General features: G+C 39.0%; 10 protein-coding genes. 2 read left to right on the plus strand and 8 right to left on the minus strand.

Going from position 1 to position 13,074, the window contains the following annotated elements; translation table 11 throughout:
• Nucleotides 1-6: 6 nt before the first annotated feature.
• Together DX873_RS04610 and DX873_RS04615 are read right to left on the minus strand one after the other, a co-directional pair.
• Nucleotides 7-1,845, minus strand: coding sequence for a sensor histidine kinase (locus DX873_RS04610; RefSeq protein ID WP_116183329.1), 1,839 nt, complete (start codon nt 1,843-1,845; stop codon nt 7-9).
• A 167-nt stretch (nt 1,846-2,012) separates the two neighbouring features.
• The gene (locus DX873_RS04615) at nt 2,013-2,813 is read right to left on the minus strand and encodes a hypothetical protein (RefSeq protein ID WP_116183330.1); all 801 of its coding nucleotides are present in this window, start codon (nt 2,811-2,813) and stop codon (nt 2,013-2,015) included.
• A 253-nt stretch (nt 2,814-3,066) separates the two neighbouring features.
• On the opposite strand from DX873_RS04615, the gene DX873_RS04625 reads away from it, so the two are divergent.
• The gene (locus DX873_RS04625; RefSeq protein WP_116183332.1) at nt 3,067-3,687 is read left to right on the plus strand and encodes an L-threonylcarbamoyladenylate synthase; all 621 of its coding nucleotides are present in this window, start codon (nt 3,067-3,069) and stop codon (nt 3,685-3,687) included.
• A gap of 67 nt (nt 3,688-3,754) precedes the next feature.
• Here DX873_RS04625 and DX873_RS04630 read toward each other — a convergent pair whose 3' ends face one another.
• The 3 genes from DX873_RS04630 to DX873_RS04640 all read right to left on the minus strand — a co-directional run bounded on the left by DX873_RS04630 (nt 3,755) and on the right by DX873_RS04640 (nt 6,182).
• Complete coding sequence (locus tag DX873_RS04630; RefSeq protein ID WP_116183333.1) at nt 3,755-4,627, minus strand: OmpA family protein; 873 nt, start codon at nt 4,625-4,627, stop codon at nt 3,755-3,757.
• Nucleotides 4,628-4,721: 94 nt separating this feature from the next.
• On the minus strand, nt 4,722-5,723 hold the full coding sequence (locus DX873_RS04635; protein ID WP_116183334.1) for a glycosyltransferase family 2 protein: 1,002 nt from the start codon (nt 5,721-5,723) through the stop codon (nt 4,722-4,724).
• Nucleotides 5,724-5,735: 12 nt separating this feature from the next.
• Nucleotides 5,736-6,182 carry a type I restriction enzyme HsdR N-terminal domain-containing protein gene (locus DX873_RS04640; protein WP_116183335.1) on the minus strand — a complete coding sequence of 149 codons (447 nt, stop codon included), beginning with the start codon at nt 6,180-6,182 and terminating at the stop codon, nt 5,736-5,738.
• 26 nt (nt 6,183-6,208) lie between these two features.
• Here DX873_RS04640 and holA point away from each other — a divergent pair, with 26 nt between their 5' ends.
• Nucleotides 6,209-7,210, plus strand: a complete 1,002-nt coding sequence (gene holA, locus DX873_RS04645) for a DNA polymerase III subunit delta (RefSeq protein ID WP_116183336.1) — start codon at nt 6,209-6,211, stop codon at nt 7,208-7,210.
• A 9-nt stretch (nt 7,211-7,219) separates the two neighbouring features.
• On the opposite strand, the gene DX873_RS04650 is transcribed toward holA, so the two are convergent.
• The 3 genes from DX873_RS04650 to DX873_RS04660 all read right to left on the minus strand — a co-directional run bounded on the left by DX873_RS04650 (nt 7,220) and on the right by DX873_RS04660 (nt 13,063).
• Nucleotides 7,220-7,597 carry a DoxX family protein gene (locus tag DX873_RS04650; protein ID WP_116183337.1) on the minus strand — a complete coding sequence of 126 codons (378 nt, stop codon included), beginning with the start codon at nt 7,595-7,597 and terminating at the stop codon, nt 7,220-7,222.
• A gap of 102 nt (nt 7,598-7,699) precedes the next feature.
• Nucleotides 7,700-10,111, minus strand: a complete 2,412-nt coding sequence (locus DX873_RS04655; RefSeq protein ID WP_116183338.1) for an alpha-ketoacid dehydrogenase subunit alpha/beta — start codon at nt 10,109-10,111, stop codon at nt 7,700-7,702.
• A gap of 162 nt (nt 10,112-10,273) precedes the next feature.
• Nucleotides 10,274-13,063, minus strand: a complete 2,790-nt coding sequence (locus DX873_RS04660; protein WP_232520856.1) for a gluzincin family metallopeptidase — start codon at nt 13,061-13,063, stop codon at nt 10,274-10,276.
• Between the last annotated feature and the right edge of the window lie 11 nt (nt 13,064-13,074).

The raw sequence follows: 13,074 nt of genomic DNA on the forward strand, positions 1-13,074 counted from the left end.
TTTTAATTAGGACACCTTAAGGATACTGTCCCTGTTCAAATTAGTAGGTAATGTAAAAGAAAAGGTACTTCCTTTGTTTACTTCGGACTCAATTTCAACCGTACCGTTGTTTCTATTGATGAAATCCTTGCAGATGGCAAACCCTAAGCCCGTACCTTGTTCATTGTCGGTACCTCTGGTAGAGATATTTTCCTTGGTCGATTTAAGTAGGGCTTTTCTATGTTCCGGTTTCATACCAACACCAGTGTCCTTTACTTTAATTTCAATATGATGGTCATGTTCTTCCACGTCCAATGTTATGATATCTCCGCTTCGTGTAAATTTAAGCGCGTTGGACAGAAGGTTCCGAACTACGAAATCAATCATATTTTTATCAGCATATACACTCGGAAGCTCTTTCACGGTATGCTGAATTGAAATGTTTTTACGCAATGCATTCTCCCTGAAAAGGCCAACATTTTTTTCAATGATTTGATTTACGTTGAACATCCTTTTATGAACATTATGGTCGTTCATTTGTGTTTTGGCCCAGTTTAGGAGATTGTCCAACAACAATTGTAGATTTTGGGATGCATCGGAGATATATTTAACAAATACCTTTTTCTCATCATCTGCCAGATTGCCGTTGTCTTCCTTTAGCATAGTGGCCAAGGAAAGGACATTACCAGCGTGCCCCCTTAGATCGTGGGATATGATCGAGAAGAATTTATCTTTTATCCTCGAGGCTTCTTTTAATTCGTTTTCGGACTCTACTAACAAACCATTCAAGCTACTCAACGATTTGTTCTTTTCGCTAAGGCTATCAATCTGGGAACGTATTTTGTTTACCAGGCCATTATAGGTGCCTGTCAGTTTTTCAATCTCATCAATCTTGGGTCCTTTATTTCTGGTAAGCTGGCCTTCAAAATTATTCTGGACAATGGAGTCCATATCTGAAATCAATTTTTTTATTGGGGTGGCTATATGACCAGAGAATACAAAAGCACATAATATGGCAAACACAATGGTAATGACAAGGAAAAGAGCTAGGTATGACTCCATGCTTCCTATCATTTTTTCAGAATCTGAATCAACAATCGCATAAAGCTCATCGATTTTTGCGTTGAGACTACCGTGTATATGTTTTATCTCGTTGACCAGACCAGAATTTACGTCTCCAATTTCCCTTTTAAGATGCACTATGAGGTTAAAATTTTGTTGGTACCCCATAAGTAGTTCCAAAGTCTTTTTGTCTGGATTAGGGCTTGTGGACAATCTTCCTATGAGCACATCACACAATTTGTTCAGTTCTTGGGCATATTTGTAATCATTTCTCAAGAAGAAATCCTTTTCTCTTCTGCGTAACTGAAGAATTTCCGTGAGGGTGATATCATTGTGGCCAGATTCTAGCTCATGGATGTATTCCCTCATTTTTCCAATGGTTCCAAAATTTCTGAAACCCCTATGCTGCATTAGCCCCAGGGTATGGATTATTTTAGAATTTAGACTATCCAGATCTTTTGAGATTCTACCGAGCTTTTTGTTAATCGAGCCATCAGAATTTCCTTTTGCCAATTGAACATCTTCCAGTGCATTTTTGGAATTTTCTATGTATTTATGGTATTTACGAATACTGTGGGTGGATTTTTCAATGTAGAAGGAATCCAGTTTTGCATCAAAATCAAGAATATAGAAAAACTCACTGTCGGCTTTTAAACGATTACCATCAAAAACAGCAATACTTTCTCGGAACGATTTAGCATTATCAATTTTTTTTAGGCTATTGAAGGCAAAGAAAAGGAAGGGTCCTATAAGTAGGAACAAAACTAAAAATGCAAGTAATACACGTCCCCTTATGGTATTCATATGTAAGATTTGGATTTCAGCTGTAATACGTAGATAACGACTTTTGTATCAGATTATTACCTTTGATTGATGAAACATGGTATTTTATCATGCATTTGAAGAGTCTCTACACCGCTCTCTTTAATCGGAATGCTATAAAAACTTTGGTTGAGAGGTCGGTTGACAAACTATTTGACCGCTTCTGGGCCTTTAATCTGCTCTGAAACGTATTTTTCTCCATTGAACGATAGCATATCGTAACTCGTTGTTGACTTGGTAATTGAGGGTAAGATTATCCGCATCCCATTTTGTTCCACCATGAGATGGTGGTGTTCCAAAGAATTTAAACTAGTGGTTCCTACTTCAAACTCTAGATAATTTTGTTTTTTGGGAAATATGTAAGTTCCTTCCAGCCCTGCCTTAGTAATGGAATATGCGTATATTGAGAATTGACATGATGTTTTGGAAAGCTCATCTTTGCCAACCAATATGTATATTGTGTCTTTCTTTTTGGATTCAATAGTATGTATTTCGGTATAGTGGATTGGCTCACCATACAATGAAGTAGGGATTATTTTGTCTCCCTTTGCGTATAGGGCAATATTCTTCACCTTGGATTTTGGCTTTGGCAATCTGGTTTGCCATGAAACAACCGCAACTTTCTTGTCTGGGGAATCTACAAGACCAAAATTGTGTTCCTTCTTATTTTGATAGGAAGTGAGCATTTCTTTTAAAAGTTTCGGAGTACGGATGTGCTCAACAACCTTCCTGATTTTTTCGTTCGTTGAGACAGCAGATTCAGGATAATCAATTGAATTGGAATTTAATAGCTCAAGTTGTTCAAATAGACTATCCAAGGAGTCAATGATTTGTTGCCCATGTTTAGGATAAATGGTTTGCTTTCTTTGATTTTTACAATTTGAGAAAATAAAAAATGTGCCCAGAATAAGAAGTACGGTGCCACGTACAATAAAATATTTTGCTTTCATTTTGTATAGGGTTATTAATCTTTTACGTCAAAATTGTAGCTTTTTATATGCTTCCTGGTCCCTAAATGGATTGATGAACCATTCCATTTGATGCATGGAAGATTTGATTTGATAAATCCATTTTTGAAGGTTTACAAATTTGGTATTCAATACCTTGTGGTTTTTTTAGATTTTAATTATGGAGAAGAGAAATCTTCTTTAACTTGCGGAATTAAAGGTCCTTTGGAATACCGAAAAATCAGTAAACATCACTATGGCAGAGTTTATCAAACTTTATGAGGAAAATCCCAATCCTCGACAAATTGAAAGAGTGGGGGAGGTTTTACGCAAGGGTGGACTGGTTATTTATCCTACGGACACCGTTTATGGCCTTGGATGTGATATATCAAATACCAAAGCCTTACAGCGAATTGCCAGAATAAAAGGGGTAAAGTTGGAAAAAGCCAACTGGTCTTTTGTATGTGCCGACTTGAGCAACCTGTCAGATTATGTACGACAAATAGACTCCAGTACATTTAAAATCCTGAAAAGAGCACTGCCAGGTCCATATACGTTCATCTTACCGGGCAACAATAACCTTCCTAAAGACTTTAAAAAGAAAAAAACAGTGGGAATCAGAGTTCCGGACAATACTATTGCGCATGCATTAGTGAAGGAACTCGGGAACCCAATAGTTTCAACCTCGATTAGAGATGAGGACGATATTTTGGAATATACCACGGACCCAGAACTCATTTACGAAAAGTGGAAGAACCTAGTAGATGTTGTAATTGATGGGGGATATGGCGGAAATATTGCCTCAACAGTAGTGGATTTGTCCGATGGCGTTCCAGAGGTGATCCGTGAAGGCAAGGGGAGTTTGGATATTTTTTAGATTTTACTTTATAGCATAAAAAAAGCGGCCTTTAGGCCGCTTTATCATTTAAGAAATCTTTATTTCATTAGTTTCCAGAACCACCAATAGCTGGGTCTTTCATTCCTTCCTCGATCATGTTGTAGAACTGATCGATTTTTGGAAGTACCACAATTCTGGTTCTTCTGTTCTTGGCTCTGTCTCCAGCGCTGTCATTGGAAGCCAATGGCACATAATAACTTCTTCCAGCTGCAGTCATACGCTTAGGATCTACACCAAAATCCTTTTGAAGGATGCGAACAATAGAAGTTGCTCTTTTTGCACTTAGATCCCAGTTGTCCAACAACACTCCACTTGCGTAAGGTACGTTATCGGTATGGCCTTCTACCATAAATTCGAAATCAGGTTTGTTATTTACCACTTTTGCTACTTTACCAAGCACCTCTTTAGCTGCATTGGTTACATTGTAGCTTCCGCTTCTAAACAAAAGCTTATCAGAAATGGAGACAAATACCACTCCTTTTTCAACACTTACCTCTATGTCTTCATCATCCAAGTTTCCAAGAACACCTTTTAGGCTTTGTACCAAAGCTAGGTTAACAGAATCACGACGGGTAACCGCATCTTGTAATTTCCTGATAGTAAGGTCTTTTTCCCTTAAACTTTCAAGTGATTTTTCAAGATTTTCAGCCCCTTTTGCTGTTAGGGTGGTAAGGTTGCCCATGTTGTTGATCAACTCCTGATTGTTAGCTTTAAGAAAAGCATTTTGATCTTCAAGGGTTTTCAATCTTGAAGAAGCCGTAGCCTTTTCTTCCAAACAATCGTTGAGTTTAACCGTTGCGGAGTTCAATAGATCTTGGGTTTCTTTTTGTTTGGCTTCCAAGTCGGCATATTTCTTCTGCGATACACATGAAGACAACAAAACTGCCATCGCCAATGTTCCTAGGAAAACTTTTTTCATAATTCTGAGTATATTAAAGATTGTTAGATATAGTAAAGTAAAAGTTCATCGATCAAAATTAGGTAAAAAGCAAGGCTTGCATATTTCGTCATCGTTAATCTTTTACTAAAATGTTAAAATTCTTTATTTGATGTACGAAATGGGACCAGACTATGGATGTTGTGGCGTAATATTTTAATACAAAATTAGCTTTTTCCCTTTTTCTGTACATCTTTCTAAAGTTAGCATAAAAACTAAGATGCGCCTTTAAAATAGCCCAGCAATGATTGACTTTTAATTGAAAAATAAATCTAAGTGCGGCAATACCATCCAGCAAAAGTCTTGCTAAGATGATTGGGAACGCTTTTTTCCGGGGAAGGTTCTTGGTTATGGAGTAGAGGGAATTTCTAAAATTGAGGAAAGTCTTTTTTGGGTTCATGTTATTGAGTGTGGATCCTCCCAAGTGATACACATGGCTCTTTCCCACATAGAGTACTTTATGTCCTGCATTTTTTGCTCTCCAGCACAGGTCAATTTCCTCTTGATGGGCAAAATAATCCTCATCGAAACCTTTAAGGGATTTAAAAACGGATGATTTAATGAACATACAGGCACCTGTTGCCCAAAAGACCTCTTTTACATCATCATATTGCCCCTCATCTTTTTCCAAAGCTTGAAATATTCTTCCTCGGCAGAAAGGATAGCCCAACTGGTCAATGAACCCACCGGCCGCACCGGCATATTCAAAATAATCTTTGCGTTTTAAGTCCAATATTTTTGGCTGTACAATCGCAGTTTCAGGGCGAGAGCGGAACACTTCCAAAATAGGTTCAATCCAATTGGGTGTAACCTCCACATCAGAGTTGAGAAGACAAAAGATGTCCGCTTCAATATTGGCCAACCCATCATTGTAGCCCTTGGCAAATCCACTATTAGATTGGTTTTGCACCACTCCAATAATCGGATAGGTTTCTTCAATGAATTCTATGGAGCCATCAGTACTGGCATTGTCAACGACATAAATGTCGGCTCCAGTAGAATGGTCCAAAACAGAAGGAAGAAATTTTTGGAGCAATGTCTTCCCGTTCCAGTTGAGTATGACTACGGCTACTTTCAAAACGGGAGCAAATTAACGGCTAAAATCAGGAATTTCCTTCAAAAACCGATATTTTTCATTTTCAAAGTCCATTTTACAATAGTAATGGTCCATACCATTGGTCACCATCAAGTAATTGGATCTTAAACTAAGGTTATATCGGGCAATTTGATCAAAGGTCATTTGGTCAATTTTTATATCTGGAGCTTTGCACTCCACCAAAACCTGAATGCTTCCGTCTGGCGCAAACACCACAATATCATATCGTTTTTTCAAGTTGTTTACTTCCAGTTGCTTTTCCACATTTATCAAGCTCTTCGGATATTTTTTTGTTTCCATCAAAAAAAGCAATGCGTGCTGCCTGACCCATTCTTCAGGTTGAAGAAGGACAAACTTTTTGCGGATAACGTCAAAAATGTAGAGGCTATTTTCGCTACTTTTGATTCTGAACTGATACTTTGGAAAGTTCAATGCTTGCATTGGACAAATTTGATGATTTTTTCTGAATGGATAAGGTCAAGGAAATTGTAGCAAAAATAGATTCGGGAAATCCGAAACCCATTTACTTTCTTATGGGGGAGGAGCCGTACTATATCGATAAGATTTCTGGATATATTGCCGATCATGTGCTTACCGAGGATGAAAAGGGATTCAACCAAATGGTTCTTTACGGAAAGGAAACCAGCGTGGACGAAGTGGTTTCCAACGCCAAACGTTTCCCAATGATGGCAAACCATCAGGTAGTAATCGTCAAAGAAGCCCAACATCTTTCCAGAAGTATTGAAGCGTTGACAGTCTATGCCGAAAATCCGCAGACCACAACGGTACTGGTAATTTGTTATAAATACAAAAAACTGGACAAGCGCAAGAAATTGTACAAAACCATCCAGAAGAATGGGGAACTTTTTGAAAGCAAAAAGCTCTATGAAAATCAGGTGGCGGATTGGATACGAAGGATATTGGCCTCTAAGAAATATAAAATATCGCCCAAGGCCTGCATGTTATTGGTGGAGTTCTTGGGAACAGATTTGAGCAAGATCAACAATGAACTGGAAAAACTCGCCATTGTTGTTCACAACACTACTGAAATTACCCCAGAGTTAATAGAGGAGCATATAGGTATCAGTAAGGACTTTAACAATTTTGAGCTAAAAAAGGCGATTGGAGAAAAGGATGTGCACAAAGCTTCGCGAATCATTGACTACTTTGCTCAAAACCCAAAAGAAAATCCTTTTGTAGTTACCATAACACTTCTTAATACCTTTTTCACCCAATTGCTGCAGTACCATGGTTTAAATGATCATTCACCGGGGAATGTGTCCAAAGTATTGGGTGTGAACCCTTATTTTGTAAAGGAGTTTACCACTGCCGCCAGAAACTATCCCATGAAAAAAGTGAGTGGTATCATTTCCAATCTTCGACATTTGGATCTAAAGAGCAAAGGGGTCGGAGCCAGCAACATGGCACAAGCTGACCTGTTAAAAGAACTCCTTGTAAAAATCATATAATCAGGTTTACTATCTTCTATCGGCACTATACTTACCAGGCCCCAGAAGAAATATAACTACAAAGATGACCAAAAAGAGTAACGCCTTTTCCTTTGTTCCAAAAGGGTCTGCCGAGTGAACCATAAATGCTGCTACAAACATGGTAATGGCCGAAGGAATTGCGGCCCATCTAGTTTTGAAACCGATGATTATAAGAAGTGGACAGATAAATTCTCCTATAATGGCCAAAAACAGTGTTGGAGCTTCACCAATACCTAAGGGGTTGATAAACTCCGTATCGCCATTAATCAGTTTTAGAAGTTTAGGATACCCATGGGTGAGCATAAACACAGATGGCAGGATTCTTAAAAGGGCAAGTCCCAAGTGGACCAAAGTATTATTTTTCATAAATGGGGAATTTTATTTACGTGAAAGTAAAAATAATGTTTCAATGACAACAATACTAAATGGACAAATGTCCACTTTGAATTGATATTTTTCTAAAAAAGGCTATCGCAGTGTAGGATAGGACTTTGGGTCTACCTCATTCATGATTTCATAGACCTTTTCAAAAATATCCTCAGCATTGGGCTTTGAAAAATAATCTCCATCGGAAGCATAAGCAGGACGGTGTGCCCGTGCAGCAAGTGTTTGTGGTGCACTATCCAAATATTGATAGCCTCCCTGTTTTTCAAGGATTTCCTGTAATAGATAGGCAGAACACCCTCCGGGTACATCTTCATCTATAATCAATAGTCTATTGGTCTTTTTAAGACTTTTGACTACATCATGTTCGAGGTCAAACGGCAATAGGGATTGGGCATCGATTACTTCCGCATCAATACCAACTTCCTGTAGTTCAATTGCCACCTTTTCCACAATCCTAAGGGTAGAGCCATAGGAAAGCAACGTGATATCAGTACCTTCTTTTAGGGTCTCGACTTTGCCAATTGGAGTGCAAAATTCACCTAGGTTAGTCGGTTTTTTTTCTTTTAAGCGGTAACCGTTCAAACTTTCTATGACCAGGGCGGGTTCATCACTTTTCATTAAAGTGTTGTAAAAACCTGCTGCTTGGGTCATGTTTCTGGGTACCAGAATATGCATTCCCCTTAACAGATGTATCAGGCCTCCCATGGGTGACCCGGAATGCCAAATTCCTTCTAAACGATGTCCTCGGGTTCTAACGATCAAAGGAGCCTTCTGTTTACCCACGGTTCTGTATAAGAGGGTTGCCAAATCATCACTGAGGGTTTGCAAGGCATAGAGGATATAATCCAAGTATTGTATTTCCGCAATGGGCCTTAAACCTCTCATGGCCAATCCAATTCCTTGTCCTATAATGGTTGTTTCACGGATGCCTGTATCTGCAATCCTCAGTTCACCATACTTTTTTTGGAGACCTTCAAGCCCTTGGTTTACATCACCAATACCTCCAGTATCTTCACCAAATACCATGGCTTGGGGATATTTTCCGAACAGTACATCAAAGTTGTCCCTCAGAATAATCCTTCCATCCACTTCTTCGCCTTCATTGGAATAGGAGGGAAGTATGGTTTCAACATTAGTGGCAACATTGGCATTTTCACCATAAAGGTGAGAGCTGAATTTGGGTTGCGTGTTTTTCAAGAAATCATTGATCCATTTCTGAAGCTGTTTTTTCTCTTGGAACTCCTCGCCAACCAAATAGTGCAATGCTTTTCTGGATTTGGAAGCTAAATCTTTTTTTAACGGTTCCTCAATTGCAATGAGGTCGTTTTTTATTTTTTCAATAAAATTCCTGTTGGAACTTTTAGCGGCAACACTGTTCAATAATTGAATCAGTTGTTTTTTAGATTCATGATGGGGTCTTAAGAACTCAGCCCAAGCTTCCTTTTTTGAATTACGGACTTTTTGTTTGATTTCCCTTTCTAGATTCTTCAGCTCAGCTTCTGTACTGATGTTATTTTCCAGAATCCACTCCCTAAATCTTTTGTTGCAATCGTTTTCACGCTCCCATTGCAATCTTTCCGCGGACTTGTATCTTTCATGCGAGCCGGAAGTAGAATGCCCTTGAGGTTGGGTAAGCTCTGTTACATGGATTAAAACAGGAACATGGTTTTCCCTGGCAATATCGGAGGCGTTTTCAAACGTATGGATGAGTCCAGTATAATCCCAGCCCTTTACCTTGAGAATTTCAAATCCTAGACTGTCTTCGTCCCTTTGAAGTCCTTTTAGGGCTTCAGAGATACTTCCCTTAGTAGTGTGGAACTCAGAGGGAACAGAGATTCCATACTCATCATCCCAGATACTTATGACCATGGGCACTTGCATTACCCCGGCGGCATTTAGGGTTTCAAAAAAATGACCTTCGCTTGTACTGGCATTTCCTATTGTTCCCCAGGCTACCTCATTTCCATTGTTGGAGAAATTTGTTTGGTCTACTTCTTCTAGGTTTCGATATATCTTTGAAGCCTGGGCAAGTCCCAAGAGTCTTGGCATTTGCCCTGCCGTACACGAAATATCTGCACTACTGTTCTTTTGTTTGGTAAGATCCTTCCAGGAACCATCTTCATTAATGCTGTGTGTCATAAAATGACCTCCCATCTGTCGTCCAGCACTCATAGGTTCCTGCTTAAGGTCGGTGGTGGCATAAAGACCATGAAAAAACTCCTTTGCATCTAGTAGTCCAAGAGCCATCATAAAGGTCTGGTCCCTATAATACCCACTTCTAAAATCCCCATTTTGAAATGCCCGTGCCATGGCAAGTTGTGGCAACTCTTTTCCATCACCAAAAATTCCAAATTTGGCTTTTCCGGATAAAACCTCACGTCTTCCCAAGAGACTACACTCCCTGCTAATTACCGCTATTTCATAATCTTGAAGAATCTGTGACTGGAAATCATCGAAGGAAATATCGTTACTAGTACTTGGGTTGGGTTTCATGGGCTATGGCAGAATTTGGTGCAAAAATACTAAAATCCATCCAAAATGTCAACCGTAACTATTGTTAATAAAATAACAATATGATAAAAAAGTGTATTAAAAAGTAAACAAAAAGTAAAAACAGAAGTGAAATGAAGACTCGTTTTGCGAATATGCTAAAAATCAAAACCATTTTCTTGTGAAGAGCCCTATAAGGGTTCTTGGACTGATCGTCACTACAAAACGTATTCGCTGCCCGTAATTGTCTTGGGCAATTTCCCAACCTCTGTTGGAGTAAACAGGGAAATAAAGCTCAAAATAATCAGTAACCAGGTTTAACCGAACGCCGGAGTCGTAAACAAATCTTGCATTGCTTCCTTTGTTCTTGATAAATCCCAAATCACCGTAAGCTTCAACCCATCTCCAAATATTGGTACTTGCATTGGTAGTAGCAATCCAATCATTGGCGAAGGGGTTTTCCAATTGGGATTTGAAACCTCCTTCTGAAATAATAATTTGCTGACTGTAGATTCCAGAATCTTCCGATCTACCCAAATAAGCCAGATCAAACATATAATCGGTAGGTCTGTCAAGGGCGAAACTGAAAAAGTCGGAATTGGTTTTGTTCCTTAGAAACTTTCCGGCATAGAGTCTTAGATTGAACTGCCTATTGCTTTGGAATAATTTCCTGTATTCAAGTTCAAAAGCCAATTTAGAGAAATCACTGGAATGCTGTGCGTCCAAAAACCAAGAGGTATAGTTCAGAATATCATTGTCCACGTCCCAATATCTAACGTTGAGGACGCCATAATCCGGTTCGGTATCAATCTCATCCGCAATGCTCGGGTCAACAGTTCTAAAAACGCTTCTGTATCTCATCAATAAGGTCTGCCTTCTGTTTGAGAGCAGGTCATTGGGTCTCCAACTAAGGCTTACTGCTGGGGTTAGCGTGGAAAAACGAGAGTTTGTTTGATAATGCGATGTTGAACCGGTGAAAGAATAGTTTGAAACGTATAGCCCGGTTTTTTTATGGTATTTTCTATACCTGAGACTGGCCCTACCAACCAAGGTACGTTCCAAAAACGAGTAGGTAGGAGAAACGTCATACTGAAAAGGTCTCTCCAAAAAGGTCTTGTTGTAGATTCTAAGCCCCGGTGTTACACCATCGTATACATTGAAATTAAGAATGGGGACATAAAAAATTTGATGGTAATATGGATTTTCGGTATCCTTAAAGAACTGGAACTTTAGTTTTTTGTTACTGGCGAAAAACCCATTTAGTGTCTTCCAATTGTCCCTTTGATTGAACTCGGGAATTTTTTGATCGTAGTTCAATACCAAGCGATCAGCCCCCATTCTGGGAATGGTCACCGTTCGTGAAGTATCAATATCAGCAAACCAATAGTGAGAGACTACAGAGTCCTTTTGTAATCCAAAGAGTGATATGGGAACATTTGTTCCCCTTTTGTTCTTTATGACCACCGAGATGGAATCCTCGCTCTTTTCTATCCGCTTTATTTTGAAGTCTATTTTTTTGCTTTTGGATACATATTCATTAAAGAACCAATCAACATCCTTATCGGCAAAATGTTTTATGGATTCTCTAAAGTCATTGGCATTGACCTTGGATTTAAGACTATAATCCTTGTAGAAAGAGGTGATACTACTGTCAACCTTGTTTTCGCCAAGATATTCGGACAGATATGACATTCCCAGTCCTGCTTTATATCCATTGGCAATTTTCTGATTGAATTTGATCAGGGAATCATTAGGTGTACTAAGTGCCTGATCAATATTTTTCCTAATGGTGAGCATGCTGAAAAGTGCATACTGCTCATTAAAATCCATTTGAGCCAGATGAAATCCTCGTATACCCCAAATTTTGGAAAGTTTTCCAGCTAGTTTCTGATCTGGATAATATTCCTCCACATATTTGATCATTAGATAATAACCGATGGCATCCTGTACCCAACGTTCTTTCCTGGAATCCAAAAATAGAGTTTCTTTAAGAAAGCTTCGGATTGCCGTTTTCAAGAATTTCATTTCAAACTGAAACCTTTGGTTGTATGGCCTTATAAAGGGCGGTAGCTGGTTGATGCCATAGAGAGGGTTCTTGTTATAATCAAATTCACTTACCAATAGATTTGCATGCGGATATTCCCCAAGGTTTTCATTTAAAAACTGGGTGATTTTGTTGATAGAAAGCCCTTGTGAGACGATATCATATTTATTGGATTCAAGATCGGAGATAACGGTGCCATGGCCAGTTACATGCGTGGTGAATCGTTTACTTCCACTCAAAATCACTTCACAATTTTTTCTATTCACTCCGTGAAGTTGCACGTATTGCCCACCCGGAAAGGTAGTCTCTGATTGAGAATCAAAATTGGAACTTAAGAACAGCCTACTGGGATAAGTGAAGTTTATAATAGTTTCCGCGGTGTCTGTATAGAGGTCGTCCAGATTTGCATTGTCATACAGTTTCCACTCCCCATCGTAAACCGCCGGGGTTAAATACCAATCCTTGAGGTAGAAATCTCCATTGCCATGAAATCCATATGATGTGAATTTTGCACTTGGTAATTTAAGGGTATAGGTGAAGAAAAGTTGGACTGATTCTCCCGGCTCTAAAACCTTGTTCAAATCAATGGCTATGATGTCTTTGTTACCAAGTCTTTCCCATTCCAATCCTGCATAGGCATCATCAACAATGCTGCGTATTCTGGTATTTCCACGTTCCCTGTCCTTGGCCAAATGTAAACTACGGTTGAACTCTTCTGCGAATCGTTTGGCGAGTTTGGTATTCTTGTTGGCATAGGCATGGTTCCAATCATTAAAGTATAATCTGGAAAGTCCACTTCCATGTGTATTTACATAAGTAAATCGTTGGGTTATTTTTACCTCCTTGGTTTTGTTGTCCAGTGTAGCTGTCACTTCGTTTCTGTGCTGACCTCGTACTGATGGTGATAACACCAGTAGAAGCA

The organism is Flagellimonas nanhaiensis (assembly GCF_003382275.1).
In the GTDB taxonomy this organism is placed as follows: Bacteria; Bacteroidota; Bacteroidia; order Flavobacteriales; family Flavobacteriaceae; genus Flagellimonas; species Flagellimonas nanhaiensis.

Excerpts from the sequence above, each read along its gene's own strand:
- DX873_RS04610 (WP_116183329.1), bottom strand. The coding sequence starts at position 1,845 with ATGAATACCATAAGGGGACGTGTATTACTTGCATTTTTAGTTTTGTTC.
- DX873_RS04615 (WP_116183330.1), bottom strand. The coding sequence starts at position 2,813 with ATGAAAGCAAAATATTTTATTGTACGTGGCACCGTACTTCTTATTCTG.
- DX873_RS04625 (WP_116183332.1), top strand. The coding sequence starts at position 3,067 with ATGGCAGAGTTTATCAAACTTTATGAGGAAAATCCCAATCCTCGACAA.
- DX873_RS04630 (WP_116183333.1), bottom strand. The coding sequence starts at position 4,627 with ATGAAAAAAGTTTTCCTAGGAACATTGGCGATGGCAGTTTTGTTGTCT.
- DX873_RS04640 (WP_116183335.1), bottom strand. The coding sequence starts at position 6,182 with ATGCAAGCATTGAACTTTCCAAAGTATCAGTTCAGAATCAAAAGTAGC.
- holA (WP_116183336.1), top strand. The coding sequence starts at position 6,209 with ATGGATAAGGTCAAGGAAATTGTAGCAAAAATAGATTCGGGAAATCCG.
- DX873_RS04650 (WP_116183337.1), bottom strand. The coding sequence starts at position 7,597 with ATGAAAAATAATACTTTGGTCCACTTGGGACTTGCCCTTTTAAGAATC.
- DX873_RS04655 (WP_116183338.1), bottom strand. The coding sequence starts at position 10,111 with ATGAAACCCAACCCAAGTACTAGTAACGATATTTCCTTCGATGATTTC.